The sequence below is a fragment of the Mycolicibacterium boenickei genome (assembly GCF_010731295.1).
Taxonomy (GTDB): Bacteria; Actinomycetota; Actinomycetes; order Mycobacteriales; family Mycobacteriaceae; genus Mycobacterium; species Mycobacterium boenickei.
The window spans coordinates 5,523,271-5,549,010 of record NZ_AP022579.1 but is presented as its reverse complement, the minus strand read 5'-3'; the positions used below and the strand labels follow the sequence as shown (position 1 = coordinate 5,549,010).

Here is a 25,740-nt window from a genome sequence, read left to right as displayed (position 1 = left end):
TTAGCGTGATAACTCTTGGTTCGTCGCGGTTTACCCGCCCGGCAGCGGCGCATGCCGCAGCCGCGGGCACTGTGGCGAGCGCCACCATTTGGCGGTCGGCAGTAGCCAAGGGCTATCCTGGAAGCGTTGTCATGGCCTGCACCGGCAATCCCCCTCGAATCCCGGTGCGGGCCATGACGACCTCAATTTCTGGTGCATCCCAATATGATTCGATCTTGATCGGGTTCCGCGCCGTTCGGTCGGAGTGTCGCTAGACGATGTGGGATGACGAAGTCGACGTCGTTTGCTGTGGCTCGGGCTTCGGAGCGCTGGCCGCAGCTGTTGCGGCGGCGGATGCCGGGCTCGACGTGCACCTGATCACCCCGGGGACTGCGGGCCGCACCCAATCGGTGACATCCGGTGTCGAGACACCGTGGTTGGGCGCTGGCATCGAGGATCCCGAGACCCGGGACTACCTCGACGCGTTGTCGGCGGATCTGCAGCCGGTCGACGATGCCGACTACGACAGCGCTCTGACGGTTCGGCCGGTGAGCGATTGGACCCCGGTTTCCGGACGCGGCCGGATCGCGCCTTTCTATGGCGCCCGGCTCCAGGACTGGGCGCAGGACTGCCTGACATCCCCCTACGGCGTGCTCTACACCCGGTTGGCGGACCGGGGCACAACCTCGATGAAGACCCGCGCCGGCGAGGAGATCCAGGTCAAGGTGCTCGGGACGATGAACGTCGAGAGCGAGGCCGGGGCCGTCTCCGCGCTCGGTGACTGGCTGTCGGCGCAGGCACTCGACAAGCAGATCCACACCCTGGACCGGGGCACGCTGCAACGCATCGTGTTCGAGGAGGGCGAGGTTCTCGGGGCCGTCATCGACACCGCCGACGGTCCGCTGGCGCTGCGGGCGCGCCATGGCGTGGCGCTCTCGACCGAACCCCGTGGCGGGGCACCGGCGGCGCCGGACGGTCAGGTCATCGAGCCGGGAAAGCCCCTTCAGATCGGCCTGGTCGGCTACAGCGCGAGCAGGTTCGGTCGTGTCGAACTGCTCGACCATCAGCCGGACTCCGGACGGTCGGACTACTGCCGAGCCGGGGGAGCGCACGATTCACCGCGTGAGTCGTATCGATCACGTGCGCGGCGCGGCTGAGAAATGCACGGGCACCCGCCCTTTGGCCAGTAGCGCGGCCATCTCGTGTCCGAGGATCGGCTTGGACAGCAAGAAGCCCTGAGCGCGGTAGCAGCCGTGCCGCAACAGCGTCAGCGCGGCCCGTTCCGTCTCCACGCCTTCTGCGACCAGCTGCAGGCCGAAGGCCCCGGCCAGGGCAATCACCGCGCGCACGATCGGCAGGTCGCCCGGGTCTGACCCGAGTCCGGCGACAAAGCTCCGGTCGATCTTGAGGGTGTCCACCGGGAGTGACTTGAGCAGCGACAGCGCACTGTAGCCGGTGCCGAAGTCGTCGATGGCCACCTGCACGCCCACCTTGTGCAGGCCGGTCAACGTCGAGCGGGTGGTTTCGATGTCCTGCACGACGATGCTCTCGGTGATCTCAAGGCAGACCGACCCGCGAGGCAGGCGGAATTCCTTCATGATGCCGGCCACCGAGGCGACGAATCCGTCCGTCACCAATTGCACCGGGGACACATTGATCCGCAGCACGATGTTGCGGCCGACGCCGTTGGACCGCCATCGGGCGAACTCGGCGCACGCGGTCCGCAGCACCCAGCGGCCCAGCTCGCCTGCCAGGTTTATGGATTCGGCCACCCCGATGAACGAATCGGGGGACAGCAGGCCGCGCGTCGGATGCTGCCAGCGCACCAGAGCCTCGGCCGCCAGCACCTCGCCCGTCCGCATGTCGATCTCGGGCAGGTAGTGCAGCACCAGCGCGCCGCTCTCGATCACGCTCTGCAGGTGCAGCTCGATGTCGTTGCGGAAGTCGATCTCCATCGCCATCGCATCGGAGAACACCGCTACCCGGTTGCCGCCGGAGTTCTTCGCGGTGAGCACCGCGTGATCGGCCCGGTTGAGCAGATCCGAGGTGGAGTCGCGGCCCGGAATGCCTTGGGCCAGACCGATGCTGACGGTACGGGTGAGCATCTCCCCGTCGATGGTCACCCGCTCGCGCAGCACCGACTGGAGTCGGTAGGCCAACGCGGTGGCCGCCTCGGCCGTCATCGACGCCGCGGGCACCACGACGAACTCGTCGCCGCCGAGTCGCGCGATGAGCTTGGGTGAGTCGTCCCCGCGTTGCAACCGTTCGGCCAGGATGCTGATGAAGGCATCACCGGCGGTGTGGCCCAGATAGTCGTTGATCGCCTTGAGCCGGTCCAGGTCGAAGAACATCACCACAACCGGGCCGGGCTGGCCGGGAGCCAGCCGGGCCTCCAGATGGGCCATGAGCGCCCTGCGGTTGTGCAGCCCGGTGAGATGGTCGTGATCGGCCAGGTAGCGCAGCCGGTCCTCGGCCTCGATGCGGGCCTGCACCTGGGCGAACAACGAGGCAATGGCCTTGAGTGCATTGAGCTCTGCGGGTAGCCACTCGCGGTCGCCGAATTTGACGAACCCCAGGACGCCGGTGGTGATGTCGCCGGACAGCAGCGGCACACAGGCCATCGACGTGCTCGCGATGTGCCGTCCCGCCTCGATCGTGCGCTGGTAGTCGTCGGTGGCCGGCTCCGGACGGAACACCGCCGGCTCCTTGAGGTGTTCGGCCATCGCGAACACCGGATCGGCATCGGCGAAGTGGATGACCGCGATCGGGTCGGTCTGAGTGTCCGGTGGGCGCGGCGGCCACTCGGCCACCAACCGTGTCGCGTGTGCCTCGTGATCGTTGTGCCGCAGGAAGCTCACGTCCACGTCGAAGAACGAGACCAGCTCGGCGAGCACCTGCTGGCTCACCGTGACCGAGGTCGCGGCGTCGACCGCCATCAGTTGCGTGGCAACCGATGTGACGAGCAGTTCGAGGCTGCCTGGCACCAGATACCTCCGCGTATACCTCAGCACTTTGACTCAGCCGTACCGCAGCGTCGAACCCGTATGGGCTCGGCGCCGGCTGCGTACGGTCGGGCGCGGCGCATAGGACAACCTGAGCACCAGCGCTTGTGACTCGTCGCGCTCGGTGGTGGTCAACCTGCGAAAAGCGTACTGCAGGTCGCGTAGCGCATCGGCGTGACCAGGAGAGAGTTCCTGGCGGTCCCGGTCGTCGTGGGCGTAGAGGAACACCGGCGACACGGGTTGAACGGCCAGGCCGCGGCGCTGGGCGTCGACCCAGACGGCCTCCACCGCAGATCCGGCCACGGCGTAGTCGGTGAGTCGGCGGCCCCGGATCGAGACGACCGCCAGTGCCGAACTCGACGTCACCCGCTCGTAGGTGTCGTCGCCGAGTGCCGTGCCGACGTCCCAGTCGGCGAGGTTCGCCATCACCTCGGGCCGGCGCAGGATGTCGAGTATCACCAGGTCCGCCGGGTCCAACCCGAGCGTCGTGACGTCGATACCGGTGTCGGGGTCTGAATCACCGGGCCACCGGAGCTCCGACATCATCTCGCGGTGCAGCGTCGGGGTCAGGTAGCGGATCCGATCCGCCGCCGCGAGCAGGCGTGCGGCGGTTTCGATCTCGGCCCGATCATCGAGGATCGTCAGTTTGGCGCCCTCGCCACGGGCGGCGGCCCGCAACCCGTCGAGCACGTCGGCAGCGATCGGCGTCGCCGTCCCGCGGAGCCGGTTGGTCTCCCGGGCCAGCATCGGCTCGTAGAGAGCGGCCAACTCCGGTGCGCTACCCACCGAGAATTCCGCGATCCCGTACAACGGCGTGCCTTCGTCGCCGCGGGACCACCGCAGCCGGCCGGTCAGGCCGTGGGCAGCCGCGGCGACCCGCGCGTTGAACGCGGCCGCACCGAGTGCCACCGCGCTGCCGCGGTACCCGACGTCCATCGCCGTGGTGTACTTCGTCGCCAACCGGAGGTTGATCCGATCGTCGCTCGCCTCGATCTGCCACGGCTGGACGTTGCCGCCCGAGGGTGCGCGGGTCGCCGCGTCGGTCAGGATGTCGGCGATCCCGGCCGGCTCGGCGTGCGTTTCAGCGGGGCGGGGCGCAGGTGCCGGTGCGGGCGCCTTGCCGAGAGGATCGCCGATGCGGTCCAGCGCGTCGGCGACGTCGACACGAATCCGCCCCGACGGCATCGGCTCACCCAGACCGATGCGCCGCACGGCATTGGCCACGACGGTCGCCCCGAGAACGACCTCGGAGGCGAGTTGGGGCCAGGTGCTCAAGGTCTTGCCGACCTCGACCAGCGAGGCCGCCATGCGAGGTGAGAGCTGGGGCGCGTCGAGAATGCGCAGAACATACGGAACCTTGTCCTTGCTGCTGAGCCCGGCCAGGTCTCGTGCGGCGATGTCGCCGAGCAGACCGTGAAGCACCGGCCGCGCGGGTTCCAGGTCGAACCGTTCGACGTCGAGAAGTCCACGGTCGCCCGTGGTCATCAACACCGGCAGCCGGTGGGCCCGGGCCGCCTCCCGGACAAGGACTTTCGCGTCGAGCGAGTCGCATTCCTCGACGACGACATCGAGCCCGCGCAGAAAGGCGTCGATGGATTCGGCGGCGGCACCATTGCGGTCGATGTGCACCCTGATGTACGGGTCGATCTCGGCAATCCTGCGTGCTGCCACCACCGCCTTGTTCAACCCCAGGTCGAACACGGTGCCCGGGACCCGGTTGAGGTTCGCCAACTCGAGCTCGTCGAAGTCGGTCAGATGGATCTCGCCGCACAGTCCCTCGGTGGCGAGGTTGTGGGCGATGGCGTGGCCCACGCTGAGCCCGATGACGCCGATCTTCAGCTGCGACAGTCGTCGCTGCTCATCGGCGGTGACGAGGTTGCGGTTGCGATCCAGCCGTAACCGGCCGAAGGCGGCAGGCCCCAGAATGTGGACCAGGCTCCGACGCCACGGGTAATAAGCCCACCGGGTCGGCTCGTCGAGCAATTCCTGGCCGACCGCGGGGACGAGGGTACGCAGTGCGGACTGCTGCTCGCCGCATTCATCGATGACGGTGATACGTGGGTCCGCGCGGAGCTGGTCGAGGGTGAATTGGTCGTCGATGAAGATCGCGCGATGCTGATCGGCGTCGTTGAGTTCGGTCAATTTGGAATTCTCATTGCTTGTGAGCGGGATTTCTTGGGTCATCGTCCTGCCGCGGTCCTGGTGTGTCCGTCGAAGCCGGCGGCGGCCGGGTGCGTGCCGATTCGCTGGGCCTCGGCGAAGTAGCGCGACAGCTGGGTCGGGTCGGCGTGGTGGGCGAATGTTCTGCTGTCCCACCACATCATCTTGGTCTGGTATCGCTCGTCTGGGTACGGGGTGGCCGGAATTCTGGCCGCGAGCACGCCCCCCGATGACAACCAGCGTTTGAGTACGTAGGCCGCCGCCGTGGCCATGGCAAACTGAATGTTCAAGAGTGTCATGGCATGCAGCGGCATACGCGCCAGCGTATCGGTGAGTGCGCGGCTCTGTTCCGGGTCGTCGCATACCCAGGCGGTCTTCATCTCGACCACTCCGAACGGTAAGCGGTCGGCGATCATCTTGCGCACCGAGTCGAGTGCGGGTTGCCCTCCCCACTCGACGATTGCGTGGCTGTCCTCGACGCTCCGGTGCGGTCCCTTGGCTCTCAGGCCGCCCACGACGTCGCCGGCGCGGTTGACCCCGACGCAGAACAGGGCCGTATCCTCGCCTGTCCGTAGTGTTTTCGGGTCCAGGGCCCGCTCCACTCCGTGTTTGCGGTAGTTGGAGTAGGCCCCGCGGACGTATTCGTTCCACAGCTCACGCTCCGCGGCCGGCCGGGCCACGATGATCGTGCACTCGCTGTCGGGGTCCCACCAGCTTGGGCTTTCGTCCAATTTCACGCAGCGGCGGTCTGCGGCATCGAGTTGGGGAGCGGTCATCTGGAATCCATTTCGTCGGTCAGCCGTGCCTTCCGACTCGGACGGCTGATTTTGGTGTGTAGCACGGTTGTGCGAATACGTGTGACGAGTATCGCGCCGCTTCGTATGGGAATTCCAGCGAGCCGAGAAATCTTGTCCAGTCGGGTGGTGAATTCTGTCCGTACATCCCCGATTTACTCACGGGTACATGCAATTTTGGCAAATTCAGAAATCTCCATATATGCCGTATATGTGGCTTACGGACGGATATGGCAAAAATTGAGAATTGACGTTGATGCCTAATGGGCGGTGCGCGGAAGCGGGGTCAGCCTTTTGCTGCCGCGGCCCTCAGCCAGCCGGTCGGCGATAGCGCACCGGGGTGAATGGCGATCAACTTCGGGTGTGCCCGGCCCTTTCGGGCCGGTGTTTCAATTGGTGGGTAGTGCGTCGGTCAGGAAGCTCTAGATGAGATTCTTGTGGTGATGACTCAGGAGTATCCGAAAGCGTCCACCCTGCCGGTCCACGATGTCGGCAGGCTGCTGCTGCGTTGCGCGGACCGGCCCGGCCTGGTCGCGGCGATCAGCGGCTTCCTCACCGGTGCCGGCGCCAACATCGTGTCGCTGGATCAGCACTCCACCGAGCAGTCCGGCGGCACCTTCATGCAACGCACGATCTTCCATCTGCCGGGCCTGGCCGCGGTGCGGGACGAACTCGAGCGGGATTTCCGGCGACGGGTAGCCGAGCCGTTCGAGATGGACTTCCGCCTGACGGAGGCCGCCAAGCCGAAACGGGTGGCGCTGATGGCCTCCCGCGAGGATCACTGTCTGCTGGATCTGTTGTGGCGCAACCGGCGCGGTGAACTCGACATGTCGGTCGTCATGGTCATCTCGAACCATCCCGACCTCGCCGATCAGGTGCGCGCGTTCGGTGTGCCGTTTCTGTATGTCCCCGCGACCCGGGAGAACCGGCCCGAAGCCGAGCAGCGGATCCTGGACTTGTTGCGCGGGAACGTCGATCTGGTGGTGCTGGCCCGGTACATGCAGATCCTCACGCCCGAGTTTCTCGAGGCCGTGGGCTGCCCGCTGATCAACATCCACCATTCCTTCCTGCCGGCGTTCATCGGTGCGGCTCCCTACCGCAGGGCCAAGGAACGGGGGGTCAAGTTGGTCGGTGCGACAGCGCATTACGTGACCGGCGACCTCGATGAGGGACCCATCATCGAGCAGGACGTGGTCCGGGTGGATCACCGCCACTCGGTCGGTGACCTGGTGCGGTTGGGTGCGGACGTGGAGCGGTTGGTGTTGTCCCGTGCGGTGCTGTGGCACTGTGAGGACCGCGTAATCCGGTTCGGGAATCAGACCGTAGTCTTCTGACCACGGTTCGAGAGGAGTGAGCGTGAAAATCTTCAATGGTCTTGACGAGTTCGTGGCGGCAAAGGGCAGCGAGCTGGGCCCCACCGAGTGGATGGAGGTCACCCAGGAGCGGGTGAATCTGTTCGCCGACGCCACCGATGACCATCAGTGGATTCACGTCGATCCGGAGAAGGCGGCAGGAGGACCGTTCGGCGGGACCATCGCGCACGGCCTGCTGACGCTGTCGCTGCTGCCGCATTTCACCCATCAGCTCTACCGCGTCGACAACGTCAAGTTGGCGGTCAACTACGGCTACAACAAGGTTCGGTTCATCACCCCGGTTCGGGTCGGGTCGAAGGTGCGTGCGCTTGCGGCGATCACCGACGTCGCCCAGCTGGACGGCGCGGTGCAGGCGACCATGACCGTCACCGTCGAGATCGAGGGTTCGGAGAAGCCCGCCGCGGTCGCCGAGTCGATCGTCCGCTTCATCGGCTGAGGTTCCTTTCCTCCCGCGAGCAGACGCGTAGGTACCCGAAATCTCTGCAACTCGGGTACCTACGCGTCTGCTCGCGGCGTTTCTGACACTTGTCAGAATTCATTGACGTCCGTCAAACTCCGCTGTTAGTGTTCTGGATCACAACGTGAAGGAGCACTGGGTTGCAGCGTTCACTGCCGCGGACCGCGATCATCGGCGCGGGCATCAGCGGGCTCACCGCCGGGAAGATGCTCAAGGATTACCGGGTGCCGTACACGACGTTCGAGGCGTCGGACCGGATCGGTGGCAACTGGGCCTTCGGCAACCCGAACGGGCACAGCAGTGCGTACCGATCCCTGCACATCGACACCAGCAAGCATCGGTTGTCGTTCAAGGACTTTCCGGTCCCCGAGCACTTCCCGTCCTTCCCGCACCACTCCGACATCAAGTGCTATCTGGACGCCTACGCGAACGCCTTCGGGTTGTTGGAGAACATCGAGTTCGACAATGGCGTGGTGCACGCGGCCCGGGCCGACGACGGCGGGTGGGAGATCGAGGATCAGACCGGCGCCCGGCGCGAGTTCGATCTGCTGGTTGTCGCCAACGGTCACCACTGGGACCCGCGACTGCCGGAGTTTCCCGGGACATTCACCGGTGAGGAGATCCATTCCCACCACTACATCGACCCCAAGGAACCGCTCGAGCTGACCGGCAAGCGGATTCTGGTGGTGGGCATCGGGAACAGTGCAGCCGACATCACCGTGGAGTTGTCGTCCAAGTCGCTCCAGAACAAGGTCACGCTGTCCACCCGCTCGAGCGCCTGGATCGTGCCGAAATACATTGCGGGACAACCCGGTGACAAGTATTTCCGGACCAATCCGTATCTGCCGTTGTCGTGGCAGCGCAAGCTGGTCCAGCTGATCGGGCCGATGCTCGGCACCGATCCGACGATGTACGGGTTGCCCGCGCCGAATCACAAGCTCTTCGAAGCCCACCCGACGCAGTCGGTGGAGTTGCCGCTGCGGCTGGGCTCCGGTGACGTCATCCCGAAGCCGAATGTGTCCCGTTTGGACGGCGCCACCGTGCATTTCGAGGACGGGACCACCGACGACTTCGACGCGATCGTCTACGCGACGGGCTACAACATCACCTTCCCGTTCTTCGACCGGGACGTCGTCAGCGCTCCCGGCAACCACATCCGGCTGTACAAGCGGATGTTCAAGCCCGGGATGGACGATCTGGTGTTCATGGGTTTCGCGCAGGCGATTCCGACACTGTTCCCCTTCGTGGAATGCCAGTCCCGGTTGTTGGCCGCCTACGCGGTCGGACGCTACGCGCTGCCGCCGGTGCCCGAGATGGAGCGGGTGATCGATGCCGATCAAAAGCTGCACGGTGGGCACTGCACCGACCGGCCCCGGCACACCCAGCAGGTGGACTACTTCTATTACGAGCACGACATCCGCACGCGCGAATTGCCGGCCGGAGCTGAACGCGCCGCGGCGGCCGGGCTGCCGACGGTCGCCGGGGTGACGGTATGACCTACACCGAGCTGACCTTCTATTCGGCCGGCGAGCGTTGCAGCGCCTGGCATTTCGCCGCGGCCGGTGACGGGTTCACCGGGCCGGCCGGACGACCGGTGGTGGTGATGGCGCACGGGTTCGGCGGTACCAAGGACTCGGGCCTGCAGCCGTTCGCGGAGCGCTTCAGCGCCGCCGGACTCGATGTGGTGGCCTTCGACTACCGCGGCTTCGGAGCCTCTGAAGGGCAACCGCGGCAGAGTGTTTCGGTCGAGCGGCAGATGGCCGATTACGGTGCGGCCATCGCGGCGGCCCAGCAACTGCCGGGGGTGGATCGCAGCCGGGTGGTGCTGTGGGGATCATCGTTCTCCGGTAGTCACGTCCTGCGGGTGGCCGCGCAGTGCGCCGATGTGGCCGCCGTGATCGGCATGACCCCGCTGACGAATGGGCTGGCCGCCAGCCGGGCGGCGGTGGCGCACCGAGATGTCGGGTCGGCGCTGCGCTGGACGCTCGCCGGGGTGAAGAGTCGGGTGGCGGTGGCAGCTGGTCGCACGCCGACGTTGATGCCGCTGGCGGCCAAGCCGGGGGAGCCGGGCGCATTGGCCCTCGACGGGGCATACGACAGCTACCGTGCCATCGCCGGGCCCACATGGCGCAACGAAGTCGACTCGGCCATCGGTATGGAACTCGTACAGATCCGCACCGGTGCGGCGGCCAAGGCACTGAAATGTCCTGTGCTGATTCAGATTGCCGACTTCGACCGGTTCGTACCGGCCAACTCGGTGATGAAGACGGCCGTGCAGGCCCGGGCCCAGGTCCACCACTACCCGTGCGACCACTTCGACGTGTGGCCGGGTCATGGCTGGTTCGACACCGCGGTCGCAGACCAGGTGAAGTTCCTGACCCGCACCTTGGGCAGGGGTTGATCAAGGCGCGCGAGCAGACATAAAACTGCCTAATTTCGTTGCCAAATGGGCAGTTTTGCGTCTGCTCGCGGGGGAGGCTACCTGCGGTACAACGCCGCAACGTCTCCCGGGCGCACCTTGAGGGCGGCATTGCGGGGGAGCGCGTCGACGACCGCAACGGCCACCGGCACATGATGGCTCGGTAACTCCTCGCGCACCAGATCTTTCAACTCGGCTTCGGTGGGGGCGACGGCGTCGCGTCGTAGCTCGACCGCGGCGAACGGCACCGCGCCGAGACGGGCATCCGGGACCCCCACCACGCAGGCGTCGAGCACACTGGGGTGCGAGATCAGCACCCGCCGAACCGTTTCCGGGAGGATCTTGAAGCCGCCGCGGTTGATCGCGCCGTCGCCGCGGCCGTGCAGCGTGACGAAGCCGTCCTCGTCGACGGAGGCCAGGTCGGTGGTCCGCACCCAGTCCGGTCCGATGACCGCGACGCTGGCTTCGAGCAGTCCGACGGCGCCGGCGGGGACTTCGGCGGCGGTGTCGGGGTCGACGATACGGACCCGCACGCCGGGCAGCGGCTGCCCGACGCTGTCGGGCTTGTCCGCGCCGTACCGCCGATACAGCTCGGGGGTCCAGCTGCACACCGAGCCTGCGAATTCGGTTGCCCCGTAGGCCCACAGCAGCGGTATGCCGTAGCGCCCCTCGAACTCGGCCCGCAACTCCGGCTCCAGCGGCCCGGAGCCGCCCGAGAGCCCCTCCAGCGACGCCAGATCCTCGCGAGGGACGTCGGCCTGCAGCAGCATGCGAAGTATCGCGGGCTGCACACCCGCACGGGTGATTCGGTAGGTCTTGATCGCCTCGACCCACTCGGGGACGCTGAACTTCTCCAGCAGCACCATGCGCTTGCCGGAGCACGGGGCGGCCAGCAGCTGGCAGACCCCGATGCTGCCGAACGGCCAGTACACCAGTGCGGGCGGCGTGTCGGGACCCACCACCTCGGTGCCCGCACCGATCGTCATGCTCAGCACGGTGTGCGCAAGCACGTTGGTGGCGACCGGGATTCGTTTGGGCGGCCCGGTGGTGCCACTGGTCAGGATGTGCAGACCGGACTGCTCCAACGTCGGGTCGTGTCTGCTGCCGGGGAGCCGCGTCGAGGTCACCCCGACCCGCAGCGGTTCCCCGGACAACACGAGGCCGGCGGAGCCGGAGGACGCGACGGCGCCACGGAGCTCGGGCGTCCAGTCATCCAGATCGGCGACGATCGCCGGCAGCGCCAGACTCTCGACGTCGCGGGCAATCGCGGTGGGCGACTGGTACGAGTAAATCATCACCACCGGGCGGCGTGACGCGATGAACCCGAGGATTGTCGCCGCGTGCGCGACCCGGTTGCGCACGACGATGCCGACGGGCTCGTCGGCCTGGACGCCCGACTCGGTCAGCGCCGTCGACACCCGTTCGATGAAGTCGGTTATCTCGTTGCCCGAATACCATTTTCGGGCGAATTCGATGAACGGCCGGTCACCGTACGCCTTCAGGCCGGTGGCCAGGCTGTCGGCGAAATCCGTGGCGCTGGACATGCAGACCTAGAACTGGGTGGAACCCAGATCGACCGCGACCCGGCTGGCCGTGACATACCGTGACTCGTCGCTGGCCAGCCAGACCGCCGCGTCGGCGATGTCCTCGGGCTCGGCGATGTAGTCCGGCAGGAACGGCGTCACCATCTGCATCAGCCCGGGGTTGGTGTCGTTGGCCCGGTTGAGCGCGGCCAGCATGTCGCCCGTTCCCATCGGAGTGTTGACCGCACCCGGATGCAGGCTGTTGACGCGGATCTTGTGCTTACCGAGTTCGGCGGCGAAGGCGCGAGCCATGCCTGCGACGGCGTGCTTGCTGGCCGTGTAGTGCACCATGAACGGCTGCATCTTGATCCCGGCGGCCGAGCTGATCAGGATGATCGAGCCGCCGCGTCCGCCGTCGATGATGTGCTGGGCGCCGGCCATCACGGTGTTCCAGGTGCCGGTGACGTTGATGTCCATGACGTCCCGGAATGATTCGGGGGAGGTCTCGTTCCACGGCTCGGGCACAGTGATTCCCGCGTTGGCGACGATGACATCGAGCCGGCCGAACTCGGCGACGCCCTTGCCGACGATGGTCTTCAGCGCCTCGTGGTCGCGGGTGTCGGCGGCGGTGGCGATGATGCGCTTGCCGGTGGCCTCCACCAATCGCACGGTCTCGGTCAGATCCGCAGGCGTGGCCGAGTCGTAGGGGACGCTCGGCGGCAGTGGTCCGGCGATGTCGACCGCGATGATGTCGGCTCCCTCTTTGGCCATCCGGACCGCATGCGCGCGTCCCTGACCCCGGGCCGCTCCGGTGATGAAGGCGACCTTTCCGGCGAGCCTCTCCGTCATGGATTCTCCTTGTGGGTAGCTGGTTTCAGTGCTGACGCTGGGCGGCCTTGACCAGCCCGCCGCCGATGATGAGCCGCTGGATCTCGCTGGTGCCCTCGTACAGACGCAGCAGCCGGACCTCGCGGTAGATGCGCTCGACCGGGACCTCGCGCATGTAGCCGGTGCCGCCGTGGATCTGCACCGCGAGATCGGCCACGTTGCCTGCCATTTCGGTGCAGAACAACTTGGCGGCCGACGGGGCGATTCGGCGGTCCTCACCGGACACCCACTTGGCCGCGGCGTCGCGCACCAAGGCCCGTCCGGCCATCACTCCGGTCTGCTGATCGGCGAGCATCGCCTGCACCAGTTGGAAGCTGCCGATGGGTTGACCGCCCTGCGTAGCGGCGGCCGCATAGGCGACCGACTCGTCGAGCGCGCGTTGAGCGGATCCCACCGCCAGTGCCGCGATGTGGACCCGGCCGCGGGCCAGAGAGGTCATCGCGGCGCGGTAGCCGACGTCCTCGCTGCCGCCGACGAGCGCGCTGTTCGGCACTCGGACGCCGGTGAAGTTGACGTCGGCGGTCCAGGCGCCCTCCTGACCCATCTTGGCGTCCTTGGCGCCGACTTCGACGCCGGCAGCGTCGGCCGGCACCAGGAATACCGCGATGCCCGGACCGTCGGCATCAGCAGGGCGGGTGCGGGCAAACACGACGAACAGATTCGCGGTGGGCGCGTTGGTGATGAACCGCTTCTGGCCGTCGATCACCCAGTCGTCCCCGTCCCGAACGGCCTTGGTGCGCAAGCCCGCCGGGTTGGATCCGGCGCCGGGCTCGGTCAGGGCGAAGGAGGCGACGACGTCGCCGGAGGCGATGCCCTCCAGCCATCGGGACTTCTGTTCGTCGGTGCCGAAGCCCACCAGAACCTGCCCGGCGATGCCGTTGTTGGTGCCGAACATCGACCGCAGGGCCAGCGACGTGTACCCGAATTCCATTGCCAGCTCGACGTCTTGGGCCAGGTTGAGGCCCAGGCCGCCCCACTGCTGGGGGATCGCGTAACCGAACAACCCCATGTTCTTGGCCTGCTCGCGCAGATCGTCGGGCACCTGGTCGGTGGCCAGGATCTCGTTCTCGCGGGGTACCACGGCCGAGCGGATGAAGCTGCGGGTCTGCGCGAGGATCTCGCCGAAGTCCTCGTCGTTGACTTCGGAAGTGGCCGCGGTCGTGGTCACAGGTGAGCTCCATTTCGTCGCGCGGAATCCGCGGGGGCGATGAATCTCCAATATCGTATATGAAATATGATCTGGCTCAGAAAGAGCCCCCGCGATCGAAAGTTAGGTGATCAGGTGTCGTTGCTGACCGGTCAAACTGCAGTGGTGACAGGTGGTGCCCAGGGTCTGGGCCTGGCCATCGCGAAGCGCTTCATCGGCGAGGGCGCCCGGGTCGTGTTGGGTGACGTGAACCTGGAGGCCACAGAGGCGGCCGCCCAGGAACTCGGCGGCCCCGAAGTGGCGATCGCGGTGCGTTGCGACGTGACCTCATCCGCCGAGGTGGAGGCGCTCGTGCAGGCCGCCGTCGAGCGGTTCGGCGGGCTCGACATCATGGTCAACAACGCGGGCATCACGCGGGACGCGACGTTGCGCAAGATGACCGAGGAGCAGTTCGATCAGGTCATCGCGGTGCACCTGAAGGGCACCTGGAACGGCACCAAATCGGCCGCGGCGATCATGCGCGAGAACAAGCGCGGCGCGATCGTGAACATGTCCTCGATCTCGGGCAAGGTCGGTCTGATCGGCCAGACCAACTACTCGGCGGCCAAGGCGGGCATCGTCGGCATGACCAAGGCATCGGCAAAGGAACTCGCCCACCTCGGGGTGCGGGTCAACGCCATCCAGCCGGGGCTGATCCGCTCGGCGATGACCGAGGCCATGCCGCAACGGATTTGGGACGAGAAGCTGGCCGAGATCCCGATGGGCCGCGCCGGGGAGCCCGACGAGGTGGCCAAGGTCGCCCTCTTCCTGGCCAGCGACCTGTCGTCGTACATGACCGGCACGGTGCTCGAGGTGACCGGGGGGCGGCACGTATGACGCGCGACGCGGTCATCTGCGAACCGGTCCGCACCCCGATCGGCCGCTACGGCGGCATGTTTGCGTCACTGACCGCCGTCGAACTCGGTGTCGCCGCGCTCAAGGGTCTGCTGGAACGCACCGGGGTGGCGCCCGAGCAGGTACAGGACGTGATTCTGGGGCATTGCTATCCCAACAGTGAGGCCCCGGCCATCGGCCGCGTGGTGGCGCTGGACGCCGGCCTGCCGGTGACGGTGCCCGGTATGCAGGTCGATCGCCGGTGCGGCTCCGGGTTGCAGGCGGTGATCCAGGCGTGCCTGCAGGTGCGCAGCGGAGACAACGATCTCGTGGTGGCCGGCGGCGCCGAGAGCATGAGCAACGTCGCGTTCTACTCCACCGACATGCGGTGGGGCGGGGCCCGCAGCGGCGTGCAGATCCACGACGGGCTGGCACGTGGCCGCACCACCGCCGGTGGGCAGTTCTACCCCGTGCCGGGCGGAATGCTGGAGACCGCCGAGAACCTGCGCCGCGAGTACGGCATCACCCGTGTCGAGCAGGACGAGCTCGCGGTGCGCTCACATCGCAGCGCGGTGGCGGCCCAGGAGTCCGGGGTGCTGGCCGAGGAGATCATCCCGGTCACCGTCCGCTCACGTAAGGGCGACACGGTGATCGACACCGATGAGCATCCGCGGGCCGACTCCACGGTTGAGGCGCTGGCCAAGCTCAAACCCGTTCTGCTCAAACAGGATCCGGAAGCCACCGTGACAGCGGGCAACTCCAGCGGCCAGAACGACGCCGCGTCCATGTGCATCGTGACCACCCCGGAGAAGGCGGCTGAGCTGGGCCTGCGGCCGCTGGTGCGGATGGTGTCGTGGGGCTCGGCCGGAGTCGCGCCCAACGTCATGGGCATCGGACCGGTGCCGGCCACCGAGGCGGCCCTGGCCAAGGCCGACCTGCAACTGAGCGACATCGACCTGATCGAGCTCAACGAGGCGTTCGCCGCCCAGGCGTTGGCTGTGATGAAGGAGTGGAAGTTCGGCGAGGCCGACTTCGAACGGACCAACGTCCGAGGATCCGGGATCTCGCTGGGGCATCCGGTCGGGGCGACCGGCGGGCGGATGCTCGCCACGCTGGCCCGGGAACTGGATCGGCGTCAGGCCCGCTACGGGCTGGAGACGATGTGCATCGGCGGCGGCCAGGGTCTGGCCGCTGTTTTCGAGAGGGTGTCATAGTGACCAGACTTGCGCAGACCCTGGGGCTCACCGAGTTCCAGACCGAAATCGTCTCGACCGTGCGGCAATTCGTCGACAAAGAGGTCATCCCGACCGCCCAGGCGCTGGAGCATTCCGACTCCTACCCGCAGGCCATCGTCGACCAGATGAAGGACATGGGCCTGTTCGGGTTGATGATCCCCGAGGAGTACGGCGGGCTCGGCGAATCGCTGCTCACCTACGCGCTGTGCGTCGAGGAACTGGCTCGTGGCTGGATGAGCGTGTCCGGCGTGATCAACACCCACTTCATCGTCGCGTACATGATCCGTCAGCACGGCACCGATGCCCAGAAGCAGAAGTTCCTGCCGCGCATGGCCACCGGTGAGACGCGGGGTGCCTTCTCGATGTCGGAGCCCGAGCTGGGCTCGGATGTGGCCGCCATCCGCACTCGGGCCAAGAAGAACGACGACGGCACGTACACGATCGACGGCCAGAAGATGTGGCTGACCAACGGCGGCAGCTCCACCCTGGTGGCCGCGCTGGTCCGCACCGATGAGGGCGCCGACAAGCCGCACCGCAACCTGACCGCGTTCCTGGTCGAAAAGCCCACGGGCTTCGGCGAAGTGGTGCCCGGGTTGACCATTCCCGGAAAGCTGGACAAGCTCGGCTACAAGGGCATCGACACCACCGAGCTGATCTTCGACGGCTACCGCGCCAGTGCCGACGACGTGCTCGGCGGGGTCGCCGGCCAGGGCTTCTTCCAGATGATGGACGGCGTCGAGGTCGGTCGCGTGAATGTGTCCGCGCGGGCTTGTGGGGTGGGCATCCGTGCCTTCGAGCTCGCGGTGCGCTACGCCCAACAGCGTGAGACGTTCGGCAAGCCGATCGCCGAACACCAGGCGGTGGCGTTCCAATTGGCCGAGATGGCAACAAAAGTCGAAGCGGCACATCTGATGATGGTCAACGCCGCCCGGCTCAAGGACTCCGGTGAACGCAACGACGTCGCCGCCGGTATGGCGAAGTACCTGGCCAGCGAGTTCTGCTCGGAGGTCACCCAGCAGAGCTTCCGGATCCACGGCGGCTACGGCTACTCCAAGGAATACGAGATCGAGCGGTTGATGCGTGACGCTCCGTTCCTGCTGATCGGCGAGGGCACCAGCGAGATCCAGAAGAACATCATCAGCAAGCGACTGCTCTCCGACTATCGGGTGTGACTGTGTCCATACCCGATTTCGCCTCGCGGCCACAGCTGGCCGAGGATGTGGCGCGCCTGATCCGGCGGAGGATCTTCGACGGCACGTATCCGGCGGGGAACTACATCCGGCTCGAACAGCTCGCGGCCGAGCTGGGGATCAGCGTGACGCCGGTGCGCGAGGCACTGTTCGGCCTGCGCACGGAGGGCCTGTTGACCCAGCAGCCGCGACGCGGTTTTCTGGTGCTGCCGGTGACCCGGCGCGACATCGACGACGTGGCCGGGGTACAGGCGCACATCGGCGGGCAGTTGGCGCTACGGGCCGCGGGCCAGATCAGCGACGGGCAGCTCGACGAGCTCGATCGGATCCAGCGGGAGCTGGAGGACGCCTACGCCCGCGATGATCACGACGCGGCGGTCCGGCTCAACCACGCATTCCATCGCGGGGTGAACCGGGCGGCCGAGTCGCCGAAACTGGCCCAACTGATGTCCCAGATCACCCGGTACGCACTGGAATCGGTGTACCCGACGGTCGAGGGCTGGCCCGAGCAGTCCACCCACGACCACCGCCGGATCCTGGCCGCGCTCAAGGAACGCGATGGGGATGCGGCCCGCGACGCCATGGCCGAGCATCTGTGTGCGGCCTCCAAGCCGCTGAGCGATCACCTCGACCGGCTGGGCGTACTGGAATAGACCCGCGAGCAGACGTGAAACCCCCCATTTTGGGACGACAATAGGGGATTTCGCGTCTGCTCGCCGAAGGAGGGGGAGCCAGGATGGCAGGTGTTCTCGACGGGATCCGGGTGCTCGACTACGGCCGGTTCATCGCCGCGCCGTGGTGCAGCGCGATCCTGGCCGACATGGGCGCCGATGTGCTGCGCGTGGAGAAACGCGAAGGCGGGGAAGATCGTTGGGTGCAGGCCGTCACCGAGGGCGGTGAAGGCGGCACCTTTCTGCAGTGCAACCGCAACAAGCGTTCGCTGACGCTGGACTCCACGACGGCCGAGGGGGCAGAGGTCACCCGCCGGCTGGTGGCGCAGGCCGACATCGTGATCGCCAACATGCCTGCGGCCGGGATGCGGGCCAGCGGCCTGGACTACGAGACGCTCAAGGCGGTCAAGCCCGACATCATTCTGGCCAGCGCCACGGCCTACGGCGAGGGCGGACCGTACAGCGACAAGATCGGCTTCGACGGCGCGGGGCAGGTGATGTCGGGCGCGGTCTACCGCCAGGGCCTGCCGGACCAACCGATCCGAACGGTGGTGCCCTACGCCGATTTCGGTACGGCGCTGACGCTGGCCATCGGGGTGATGATGGCGCTGTATCACCGAGACAAGACCGGCGAAGGCCAGCACGTCGAGGGTGCCCTGCTGCCCACCGCGCTGATGCTGTCGAACGCGTTCTTGATCGAGCGGGAACTGCTGCAGGTGGACAAGCCCCGGATGGGCAACAAGGGTGCGTCGGTCGCCCCGTGCGACCTGTATCGCACCGCCGACGACCAGTGGGTTCTGTTGCAGGTGGCCGGACAACCGATGTTCGAGCGGTGGTGCCGGCTGGTGGGTCGCGAAGACCTGTTCGACGATCCGCGTTTCGCCAACGACGATATCCGCTGGGCCAACGGCGACATCCTCAACGACATCATGGCCGACTGGTGTGCCGACAAGACCAAGGCCCAGGTGATGGAACTCCTGGAGAAGGCCAAAATGCCTGCCGCGCCGCTACATTCCACGCAGGACGTCCTCGACGATCCGCATGTGCAGGCCATGGGCTACCTACAGCGGGTGCCGTTTCCCGGTGCATCACGGGACGTGCCGATCATCGAGACGCCGTTCCGGATGTCGGCGACGCCGGGGACGATCCGCCGGCGGGCGCCGCTGCTCGGTGAGCACACCGACGAGGTGCTCGCCGAGATCGGTTATGACGCAGCACAGATCGCCGAGCTGCGGGCCCAGGAGATCGTCTGATTCAGAGCGCCTCGCCGATGGCGTGTAGCGCCGCGAGTTGATCGCAGAAGTGTTCGGCACTGCGCGCCTGCACCGAGCAGTTGGCGATCGTGGCGCCGACGTCGCGCAACCGGATCAGCCGACGGCGTACGGCATCCGCGTCCCCCAGTGGATCCAGCGCGGCCCCGGGCGACAGCACGACGTCGAAGTGCGCGGGCAGTCGATGCGGCGCGAGGAACTCGGCGATCGTGTCCGGCGAGAGGCCGAAAGGCATCCAGCCGTTGCCCAATTCGACGGCACGACGCAGCGAGCGCTTGGTGCGTCCGCCCACCCAGACGGCGAGATCGGTAGTGGTGGCGTGCGGTTCGATGGCGAAGCCGTCGACGACCGGCTGCCCCCATGCCGCCCGCAGCTTGGCGATGTCCCGGTCGGCCGCGGCTCCGCGCTCCTCGAACGGGGCGCCGAGCAGTTCGAATTCCTCGGTCAGCGATCCGACGCCGACACCGAGGATCACGCGCCCACCGCTGAGCCGGTCGAGCGTGCCGTAACTCTTCGCCAGTGCCACCGGGTGGTGGTACGGGAGTACCACCACGGCGGTGGTCAACCGGATACGTCGGGTCCGGGCCGCCAGGAACGACAAGGTGGCCAGCGGATCCCAATACACGGTCCCGCGGACTCCGGCGGCGGAGGCGGGTATTCCGGTGTGCTCGGCACACGTGAGGTGGTGAAATCCGAGACTGTCTGCTGCCTCGGCGATCAACGCCAGCTCGTCGGGACCGGCGTCGGTCTCCCACGGTGAGAACTCACCGGGGTGCTGCATGACGATGGGTGTGGACAGTCCGAGCTTCACGTTGTTGCCTCCTTGGCGTGGATCTCCTCCAGCATGGCGCGCAATGCGGTGTTGTCGACTTTCCCGGTGGCCCCGCATGGGACGTATTCCTCGTCGTCGAGCAGCAGCCACAGCGTGGGCACCTTGAACGGGCTGATGACCTCGCGCACGGTGGCACGCAGTGCCTCCACCGACAGGCCGTCACCCACGACTGCCGCACCGACCCGATTGGCTTGGCCGTCAGGGACGTTTACCACGTAGGCCGCGCGGACCCCGGGCACGGACCGCAGCGCCCGTTGTACCTCGCTCGGATATACCGTCGCACCACGGACTTTGAACATATCGTCGGATCTGCCGCGGTAGAACAGGAATCCGTCGGAATCGAGATAGCCCAGATCGCCCGTCGGGTAGTAGCCGTCGGATGTGAACACGTCTTCTCGGCCGCGTCGGCAGAGACCCCGCATCACGTGCGGGCCGCGGATCTGGATCGCCCCGGTCTGGCCAGGGGACAGCGGTGCGCCGGATTCGGTGTCGACGATGCGCACGTCCATACCGTCGAACGGCTTGCCGCAGCTGCCCCACGCCGATTCCGGCAGGTCGGTGTCGGCCCGGAATCCGCAGTACGGACCGAACGATTCGGTCATCCCCAACAGCGACGCCCGTGCCCCGGGCCGTGACCGCATCCGGTCGGGCAAAAGGGCCTCGAGGCTTCCCGGCTGCAATGCGCTCAGGTCCGCGGCTCCGGCGTGACGGGCCAGCGCCTCGGCCTGCTCAGGCCAGCCCCGGAACAGCGTGACCTGTTCGCGTTCAAGGAGTTCGAGCGTGGAATCCGGGCGGGGGACAGGTTCGGTCACCAGGGTGGCTCCGGCCAGCAGGGCCGAGAGGATGCCGGCGCCGAATCCGCCGACCCAGAAGAACGGCATCGGCAGATACAGCCGGGTTTCGGCGGTGATGCACCGGGCTTCGAGCCCAGAGCGCACGGCGCCCAGAGCATTACGGTGCGAATGAATGGTTCCTTTCGGCGGCCCGCTGCTTCCGGAGGTGAACATGATGACCATCGGGTCGCTTTCGCGCACGCAACCAGCCAGCGCGTCGGCGGTGCCTGGCGATCCGCTGAACCCAAGCGCTTGCCCGGTGGACCACACGGCGCGCAGCGCGGGCAGCAGATCATGGTCGACGGGGTATCGATGTCCCCGGAACTCTTCGACTGCGATGAGGAACTGCACCGACGCCATCCGCAATTGTGCGGCCAGTTCACCCGGGCGTAGCAGTGTGCTCAGCGGAACCAGAACGGCGCCGATCCGCATGAGTGCGATGGCGATCCGCACCCAGTCGACCCCGTTGGGCATGAGGAGCCCCACCCGGGATCCTTTGGTGACACCTGCGGCCATGAACCCGGCGGCCAGTTCGGCCGTGGCGGAATCGAGTTCGGCGTACGAGATCCGCGCGACGGGGTCCACCACCGCCGACTTCGTGGATGACGAACGCGCGCGTACCAGGGTGTCGATGGTGTCAGTCATCGAACAGTCCGCATAGACGGGACATATCGAGCTTGCCGCTGGAGAGCGTGGGCAGATCGGCGGGGCGACACACCGTGAATGCCCGCGGCACCTTGTATGCCGACAGCATGCTGCGCAGCCGGGCTCGCACCACCTCGATGTCGACGGGGTCATCGGCGACGATGACCGCCGCCACGAGCTGCCCGCGAACGGGATCGGGCAATCCGAACACGTGCGCGGTAATGCCCAGTGTTGCCAGCGCTTTCTCGACCTCGTCGGGAGTGACGTTGGCGCCGGCGGTCTTGATCATCGCGCCGGCCCGGCCGAGGAAGTAGAAGTAGCCGTCGTCGTCGACCCGCACGAGGTCGCCGGTGTGAAACCAGCCGTCGGCGTCGAAGCAGTCCTCGCGGTTGAGTCCGTAGTAGCCCTGCATGAGGTACGGCCCGCGCACGCACAGTTCGCCCGAGGCGAGCACCTTGGTCTCGAATCCTGGCGCGGGCCGGCCATAACTGCCGCGGCGCTGCTCGGGCTGATCACCCTCGTCGGCGTCGATCAGCACCACACTGCCGGTCTCGGTCATCCCCAGCATGTTGTGCCGGAGCTCCGGATCGGTTGGCCGGCAGTCGGGGGCCATGACGGGGTAGAGGTTGCCTCGCCGCGCCGAGAAGTGTCGGTCCGGATAGCTGGGATGACGCGTCAGGTGGGCAATGCCGGCGACGAAACCGTTGGTGATGGTGGGTTTCTCGGCCTCGATCAGATCGAGGGTGGCACCTGCGTCGGTCGCGTTCGAACAGATCAGGGTTGCCCCGGCGCTGATCGTGGCCAGCAACCCGAACGCGAACCCGCCGATCCAGAAGAACGGCGAATTGCAGAACAGACGGTCGGCGGTCGTGATCCCGCGGATCTCGTTGAGATTGCGTTGATGTGCGATCAGCGAGGCATGGGTGTGGACCACGCCCTTGGGGAAGCCGGTGGATCCCGAGGTGTAGATGATCGCCAGCGGGTCGCAGCCGTCCACGTCGTCTTCGAAGCCGGTCAACCTCGGGTCGTCGGCACGGGGCAGATCGAACAACACCTGCCGCAGGCACGGTGCTTCGATACCGGCCAGCCGTTGCTCATAGTCGTGATTGCGGAAACCGCGTGCCGACAGCAGTATCGCGGTATCGCTGTCGCGCAGCTGGGTCTCCAGCTCGGTGGCGGTCAGGAAGGTGGAGTACGGCACCGTCACCGCGCCGATGCGGGCCCCAGCCAACATCCCCACCACGAAATCGACACCGTTGGGATACAGCAGCCCGACGTGTGTGCCCTTGCCGGCACCGAGCGCGAGCAGGCCGCCGGCCACCTCGGCAGAGCGACGCTGGGCCTCCGCGTAGCTGATCCGCTGGTCGTCGCAGATCAACAGCGGTCGGTCGGTGCGCCCGCGTAGCAGTCCCGCGACGGTGTCAGACACGCGAGGCGAAATGGTCCCGTACGGCGCCGAGATCGGCCTTCCCCGAAGGTGTCCGCGGAATCGTCTCGACCAGGACGATCTCGGTGGGGATCTCGTAGCGGGCCAGCCGGCCGCCCAGGTATTCGAGCAGACCGTCGACGGTCGCGGTGCTGTGCAGCTCCACCATCGCAACGGGTGTCTCGCCCAATCGCTCATCGGGCATACCGATCACGGCCGCACCGCGCACCGCCGGATGGCTCTCGAGGGCGGTGCGGACATCGTCGGGCATCACCTTGAATCCGCCGCGGATGATGGCCTGGTCGGCGCGGCCGAGGATCCAGACGAATCCGTCGGCGTCGATCCGGGCCAGGTCGGTGGTGCGCAACCAGTCCGCGTCGGCGTCGAACTGTGCCGGCTTGACCTCCAGCAAGCCTTTCTCGTCCGGGCCGAGCGCATTGCCGTCCTCATCGACCACCCGCAGCCGGGCTCCCGCATTGGCCCGGCCCACGCTGCCGCGCTTGGCTTTCCAGTACTTCTGGTGATCAGCCAGGGTCCAGCCGGCCACGCCACCGCCGAACTCGGTCGCGGCATAGGACGTGAGTACCGGGATGCCGAACTTCTCGGTGAAGGCGTCGGCGTCGTCAGCGGACAGCGGTGCGGTGCCGGAGGTGACCACACGGACGCCGGCGAGGTCGTCGCGCGTGAGATCGGAGTGCAGCACCGTGCGCAGGGCGGCCGGGACCAGTGACACCGCGCGTGGCTGGTGTTCGCGCACGGCATCGGCCCAGCGCGTCAGCTCGAACTTGGGCAGCAGCACGAACGGCCGGGCCTCGGCGACGCACAACAACACCCGGAACACGCCGCCGACGTGTACCAGCGGCGAGTTGACGATCGCCACACCGCGCCGCAGTTCAGCTGGTGCCGGGCAACTTTCGGGATCCCGGCCGATGACGCTGCGCGCCAGCATGTCGTAGGTCAGGTCCACGCGTTTGGGCGGTCCGGTGGTACCGCTGGTCAGCATCCACACCGCCACACCTGGCCGGACGACAGCCTCAGCCGGGCTTTGGGCGAACCGTATCTCGGGTGGGGTGTCGAGATCGCGGATCGTCACCGTCGTCGTCGAGGGCGAAGGGGACGCCAGGGCGGCGATGTCCTCGGCCAGGCCGACGAGTACCGGTAGGCGCAGGGTTTCGATGTCGGCGCGGGTGCGCTCGGCGCCGCGGGATGGGTTGATCACGACGACAGTGCCGCCGGCCGCCAGCACACCGAGCAGCGCCGCCACGTGTGCGGGCTGATTGCGCAGCATGATGCCGACCCGGGTACCGGAAGCCACCGTGCCGATACGCCGCGCCAATGCGGCGACTTGGCTCCAGGTGTGCCACTGGCCTTCGTATTCGATGGCGTTCGCGGTCGGGTCCAGATCGAGCACGTCGTCGATGCGTCGCGAAAGGGGATGGGCCATCAGCGGATCCGCGGTGTTGTCTTGGGTAGCGGGTGCTCGGCCAGTTCGGCTTTGGCGATCGGGTTGCCAAGCCGGGTGTAGATGAGGCCCTGGTCCATGGCGGCCCGGTACGGCTTGTCCAGCGATTCCCAGATCGCCTTCACGGTCCCCTGCGTCGCGGTCGGCGGCTTGGCGGCGATGGAGGCGGCGATCTCGTGCGCCCGGTCCCACAACTGGTCTCTGGCCACCACCTCGGTGACCAATCCGATCCGCAGTGCGGTCTCGGCGCCGACGCGTTCGTCGTTGCCCATCAACGCCATCCGCAAGGTGTCGCCGAGCCCGACCCGGCGCATCAGGCCGATCGGCTCCAGTGCCGACACCAACCCGGCGCTGACATGGGAGTCGAAGAACGTGGCCTCCTGCGAGCAGATCACCACATCGGCTTCGTTGACGAAATACAGCGCGCCGGCTGTGCACATACCTTGCACGGCACACACCACGGGCTTCCACAGCTTCTGCCACTTCGGGCTCAGCAACTCCCCGGGATCCTCGTGGTTCCAGACGATCTCGGGCTGGCCATAGCTGGATTTCACGTCCAGCCCGGCGCTGAATGCGCGGTCGCCGGCCGCCCGAAGCACCACGGCGTTGATGCCTTCGTCATCTTTGATGGCGTGCCACGCATCGCGCATCTCGTTGCACATCGCACGGTTGAACGAGTTCAGCGCTTCGGGCCGGTTCAGCGTGACCGTGGCGACCTTTGACTGATGGTCGAAATCGAGGAGAAGTGTTTCCATTACCTGGCCTGCCAGTTGGGCTTGCGCTTCTCGACGAACGCCCGCGGTCCTTCGAGGGCATCCTCGGTGCGCACCACGCGCTCGCGGAACGTCTCGGCCAGGATCTCGCCCTCGTGCAACGGCAGATCGAGCGTCTTGTGAATGGCCAGTCGGGTTCCGCGGACCGCCAGTGGGGCGTTGAGACACACGGTGTCGGCGATCTCGTGGGCCCGCTCCAACAGCTTGTCGTGCTCGACGATCTCGGTGATCAGCCCGAGCTCGTAGGCGCGCTCGACCGTCATGCGTTCGTGCTTGCCCATCAACGCCATGCGCAACGCCACTGATCGGGGGAGTGCGCGGGCCAATCTCACCATCTCGCGGGCGGCCACCAGGCCGATGCTGACATGCGGGTCGAAGAACGTCGCCTGGTCCGAGGCGATCACGATGTCACCGGTGGTGACCCAGTCCAGGCCGGCGCCGCAACAGATTCCGTTGATCGCCACCACGACGGGCTTGGCCATGCTGCGGAACGGCGGGGTGCCCTCCTGCGGAGCCTCCCACTGTTCGTAGGTGGACAGGTAGGGCCGCTCGTTGACGACCTTTCCGTCGCCGGGGATTTCCTTGACGTCGGCGCCGGTGCAGAACGCCCGGCCGGTGGCGGTGACGATCATCAGCCAGACGTTGTCGTCGTTCTCCGCTGCGGCGTAGGCGGCCCGCAACTCGGTGATCATGTGTGGCGACAGCGCATTGAGCGCGTCGGGCCGGTTCAACGTGATGGTGGCCTTGTGGTCGTCCACCTCGTACTTGATGGTGTCGTACATGGATA

General features: G+C 66.9%; 22 protein-coding genes. 10 read left to right on the top strand and 12 right to left on the bottom strand.

The features are described 5' to 3' along the window. Nucleotides 1–257: 257 nt before the first annotated feature. Nucleotides 258–1,136 (top strand): FAD-binding protein, encoded by an 879-nt coding sequence (locus tag G6N57_RS26520; protein ID WP_077743749.1) that lies wholly within the window; start codon nucleotides 258–260, stop codon nucleotides 1,134–1,136. Here the strand turns inward: G6N57_RS26520 and G6N57_RS26515 are convergent. From G6N57_RS26515 to G6N57_RS26505, 3 genes are all read right to left on the bottom strand, one after another. After that, nucleotides 1,116–2,915 carry a putative bifunctional diguanylate cyclase/phosphodiesterase gene (locus G6N57_RS26515; protein WP_077743896.1) on the bottom strand — a complete coding sequence of 600 codons (1,800 nt, stop codon included), beginning with the start codon at nucleotides 2,913–2,915 and terminating at the stop codon, nucleotides 1,116–1,118. The genes G6N57_RS26520 and G6N57_RS26515 overlap by 21 nt on opposite strands. Nucleotides 2,916–2,996: 81 nt before the next feature. Beyond that, nucleotides 2,997–5,165, bottom strand: a complete 2,169-nt coding sequence (locus G6N57_RS26510; RefSeq protein WP_077743750.1) for an Rv1355c family protein — start codon at nucleotides 5,163–5,165, stop codon at nucleotides 2,997–2,999. After that, nucleotides 5,162–5,917 (bottom strand): hypothetical protein, encoded by a 756-nt coding sequence (locus G6N57_RS26505; RefSeq protein WP_077743751.1) that lies wholly within the window; start codon nucleotides 5,915–5,917, stop codon nucleotides 5,162–5,164. Before G6N57_RS26505 ends, G6N57_RS26510 begins: the two co-directional genes overlap by 4 nt. Before the next feature lie 461 nt (nucleotides 5,918–6,378). Between G6N57_RS26505 and purU the strand changes: the two genes are divergently transcribed. The 4 genes from purU (at nucleotide 6,379) to G6N57_RS26485 (ending at nucleotide 10,166) form a co-directional block, all read left to right on the top strand. Then, nucleotides 6,379–7,269, top strand: a complete 891-nt coding sequence (purU, locus tag G6N57_RS26500) for a formyltetrahydrofolate deformylase (protein WP_077743897.1) — start codon at nucleotides 6,379–6,381, stop codon at nucleotides 7,267–7,269. 22 nt (nucleotides 7,270–7,291) lie between these two features. Further along, complete coding sequence (locus G6N57_RS26495; protein ID WP_077743898.1) at nucleotides 7,292–7,744, top strand: MaoC family dehydratase; 453 nt, start codon at nucleotides 7,292–7,294, stop codon at nucleotides 7,742–7,744. 161 nt (nucleotides 7,745–7,905) lie between these two features. Continuing rightward, the gene (locus tag G6N57_RS26490) at nucleotides 7,906–9,261 is read left to right on the top strand and encodes a flavin-containing monooxygenase (RefSeq protein WP_077743752.1); all 1,356 of its coding nucleotides are present in this window, start codon (nucleotides 7,906–7,908) and stop codon (nucleotides 9,259–9,261) included. Further along, the gene (locus tag G6N57_RS26485; protein WP_077743753.1) at nucleotides 9,258–10,166 is read left to right on the top strand and encodes an alpha/beta hydrolase; all 909 of its coding nucleotides are present in this window, start codon (nucleotides 9,258–9,260) and stop codon (nucleotides 10,164–10,166) included. The genes G6N57_RS26490 and G6N57_RS26485 overlap by 4 nt, the downstream gene beginning before the upstream one ends. Nucleotides 10,167–10,243: 77 nt before the next feature. On the opposite strand, the gene G6N57_RS26480 is transcribed toward G6N57_RS26485, so the two are convergent. From G6N57_RS26480 to G6N57_RS26470, 3 genes are read right to left on the bottom strand one after another with little or no spacing between them, the layout of a single operon-like run. Beyond that, nucleotides 10,244–11,728 (bottom strand): class I adenylate-forming enzyme family protein, encoded by a 1,485-nt coding sequence (locus G6N57_RS26480; protein WP_077743754.1) that lies wholly within the window; start codon nucleotides 11,726–11,728, stop codon nucleotides 10,244–10,246. 6 nt (nucleotides 11,729–11,734) lie between these two features. Continuing rightward, complete coding sequence (locus tag G6N57_RS26475; RefSeq protein ID WP_077743755.1) at nucleotides 11,735–12,556, bottom strand: mycofactocin-coupled SDR family oxidoreductase; 822 nt, start codon at nucleotides 12,554–12,556, stop codon at nucleotides 11,735–11,737. A gap of 25 nt (nucleotides 12,557–12,581) precedes the next feature. Beyond that, nucleotides 12,582–13,763, bottom strand: coding sequence for an acyl-CoA dehydrogenase family protein (locus G6N57_RS26470; protein ID WP_077743756.1), 1,182 nt, complete (start codon nucleotides 13,761–13,763; stop codon nucleotides 12,582–12,584). A 66-nt stretch (nucleotides 13,764–13,829) separates the two neighbouring features. Between G6N57_RS26470 and fabG the strand changes: the two genes are divergently transcribed. The 5 genes from fabG to G6N57_RS26445 all read left to right on the top strand — a co-directional run bounded on the left by fabG (nucleotide 13,830) and on the right by G6N57_RS26445 (nucleotide 18,964). Then, nucleotides 13,830–14,618, top strand: a complete 789-nt coding sequence (gene fabG / locus G6N57_RS26465; RefSeq protein ID WP_077743757.1) for a 3-oxoacyl-ACP reductase FabG — start codon at nucleotides 13,830–13,832, stop codon at nucleotides 14,616–14,618. Next, nucleotides 14,615–15,829, top strand: a complete 1,215-nt coding sequence (locus G6N57_RS26460; protein WP_077743758.1) for an acetyl-CoA C-acetyltransferase — start codon at nucleotides 14,615–14,617, stop codon at nucleotides 15,827–15,829. Before fabG ends, G6N57_RS26460 begins: the two co-directional genes overlap by 4 nt. Then, the gene (locus G6N57_RS26455) at nucleotides 15,829–17,022 is read left to right on the top strand and encodes an acyl-CoA dehydrogenase family protein (RefSeq protein ID WP_077743759.1); all 1,194 of its coding nucleotides are present in this window, start codon (nucleotides 15,829–15,831) and stop codon (nucleotides 17,020–17,022) included. Before G6N57_RS26460 ends, G6N57_RS26455 begins: the two co-directional genes overlap by 1 nt. 2 nt (nucleotides 17,023–17,024) lie before the next feature. Continuing rightward, nucleotides 17,025–17,693 carry a GntR family transcriptional regulator gene (locus tag G6N57_RS26450; RefSeq protein ID WP_077743760.1) on the top strand — a complete coding sequence of 223 codons (669 nt, stop codon included), beginning with the start codon at nucleotides 17,025–17,027 and terminating at the stop codon, nucleotides 17,691–17,693. Between the two features lie 83 nt (nucleotides 17,694–17,776). Beyond that, entirely contained in the window at nucleotides 17,777–18,964 is a 1,188-nt protein-coding gene (locus G6N57_RS26445) for a CaiB/BaiF CoA transferase family protein (protein WP_077743761.1), read from the top strand. A gap of 1 nt (nucleotide 18,965) precedes the next feature. Here G6N57_RS26445 and G6N57_RS26440 read toward each other — a convergent pair whose 3' ends face one another. The 6 genes from G6N57_RS26440 to G6N57_RS26415 are packed head-to-tail and all read right to left on the bottom strand — an operon-like array spanning nucleotide 18,966 to nucleotide 25,735. Next, nucleotides 18,966–19,793 carry a TIGR03619 family F420-dependent LLM class oxidoreductase gene (locus tag G6N57_RS26440; protein WP_077743762.1) on the bottom strand — a complete coding sequence of 276 codons (828 nt, stop codon included), beginning with the start codon at nucleotides 19,791–19,793 and terminating at the stop codon, nucleotides 18,966–18,968. Then, on the bottom strand, nucleotides 19,790–21,292 hold the full coding sequence (locus tag G6N57_RS26435; protein ID WP_077743763.1) for a class I adenylate-forming enzyme family protein: 1,503 nt from the start codon (nucleotides 21,290–21,292) through the stop codon (nucleotides 19,790–19,792). The genes G6N57_RS26440 and G6N57_RS26435 overlap by 4 nt, the downstream gene beginning before the upstream one ends. Then, the gene (locus G6N57_RS26430) at nucleotides 21,285–22,721 is read right to left on the bottom strand and encodes a class I adenylate-forming enzyme family protein (RefSeq protein WP_077743764.1); all 1,437 of its coding nucleotides are present in this window, start codon (nucleotides 22,719–22,721) and stop codon (nucleotides 21,285–21,287) included. The genes G6N57_RS26435 and G6N57_RS26430 overlap by 8 nt, the downstream gene beginning before the upstream one ends. Next, nucleotides 22,714–24,162 (bottom strand): class I adenylate-forming enzyme family protein, encoded by a 1,449-nt coding sequence (locus G6N57_RS32130; RefSeq protein WP_077743765.1) that lies wholly within the window; start codon nucleotides 24,160–24,162, stop codon nucleotides 22,714–22,716. The genes G6N57_RS26430 and G6N57_RS32130 overlap by 8 nt, the downstream gene beginning before the upstream one ends. Further along, nucleotides 24,162–24,935 carry an enoyl-CoA hydratase/isomerase family protein gene (locus G6N57_RS26420; protein ID WP_077743766.1) on the bottom strand — a complete coding sequence of 258 codons (774 nt, stop codon included), beginning with the start codon at nucleotides 24,933–24,935 and terminating at the stop codon, nucleotides 24,162–24,164. The genes G6N57_RS32130 and G6N57_RS26420 overlap by 1 nt, the downstream gene beginning before the upstream one ends. Further along, nucleotides 24,935–25,735 carry an enoyl-CoA hydratase/isomerase family protein gene (locus G6N57_RS26415; protein WP_077743767.1) on the bottom strand — a complete coding sequence of 267 codons (801 nt, stop codon included), beginning with the start codon at nucleotides 25,733–25,735 and terminating at the stop codon, nucleotides 24,935–24,937. The genes G6N57_RS26420 and G6N57_RS26415 overlap by 1 nt, the downstream gene beginning before the upstream one ends. Nucleotides 25,736–25,740: the final 5 nt, after the last annotated feature.

Excerpts from the sequence above, each read along its gene's own strand:
- G6N57_RS26505 (WP_077743751.1), bottom strand. The coding sequence starts at position 5,917 with ATGACCGCTCCCCAACTCGATGCCGCAGACCGCCGCTGCGTGAAATTG.
- G6N57_RS26485 (WP_077743753.1), top strand. The coding sequence starts at position 9,258 with ATGACCTACACCGAGCTGACCTTCTATTCGGCCGGCGAGCGTTGCAGC.
- G6N57_RS26415 (WP_077743767.1), bottom strand. The coding sequence starts at position 25,735 with ATGTACGACACCATCAAGTACGAGGTGGACGACCACAAGGCCACCATC.
- G6N57_RS26460 (WP_077743758.1), top strand. The coding sequence starts at position 14,615 with ATGACGCGCGACGCGGTCATCTGCGAACCGGTCCGCACCCCGATCGGC.
- G6N57_RS26515 (WP_077743896.1), bottom strand. The coding sequence starts at position 2,915 with ATGGCGGTCGACGCCGCGACCTCGGTCACGGTGAGCCAGCAGGTGCTC.
- G6N57_RS26520 (WP_077743749.1), top strand. The coding sequence starts at position 258 with ATGTGGGATGACGAAGTCGACGTCGTTTGCTGTGGCTCGGGCTTCGGA.
- purU (WP_077743897.1), top strand. The coding sequence starts at position 6,379 with ATGACTCAGGAGTATCCGAAAGCGTCCACCCTGCCGGTCCACGATGTC.
- fabG (WP_077743757.1), top strand. The coding sequence starts at position 13,830 with ATGATCTGGCTCAGAAAGAGCCCCCGCGATCGAAAGTTAGGTGATCAG.
- G6N57_RS26480 (WP_077743754.1), bottom strand. The coding sequence starts at position 11,728 with ATGTCCAGCGCCACGGATTTCGCCGACAGCCTGGCCACCGGCCTGAAG.
- G6N57_RS26420 (WP_077743766.1), bottom strand. The coding sequence starts at position 24,935 with ATGGAAACACTTCTCCTCGATTTCGACCATCAGTCAAAGGTCGCCACG.
- G6N57_RS32130 (WP_077743765.1), bottom strand. The coding sequence starts at position 24,162 with ATGGCCCATCCCCTTTCGCGACGCATCGACGACGTGCTCGATCTGGAC.
- G6N57_RS26435 (WP_077743763.1), bottom strand. The coding sequence starts at position 21,292 with ATGACTGACACCATCGACACCCTGGTACGCGCGCGTTCGTCATCCACG.
- G6N57_RS26475 (WP_077743755.1), bottom strand. The coding sequence starts at position 12,556 with ATGACGGAGAGGCTCGCCGGAAAGGTCGCCTTCATCACCGGAGCGGCC.
- G6N57_RS26510 (WP_077743750.1), bottom strand. The coding sequence starts at position 5,165 with ATGACCCAAGAAATCCCGCTCACAAGCAATGAGAATTCCAAATTGACC.
- G6N57_RS26445 (WP_077743761.1), top strand. The coding sequence starts at position 17,777 with ATGGCAGGTGTTCTCGACGGGATCCGGGTGCTCGACTACGGCCGGTTC.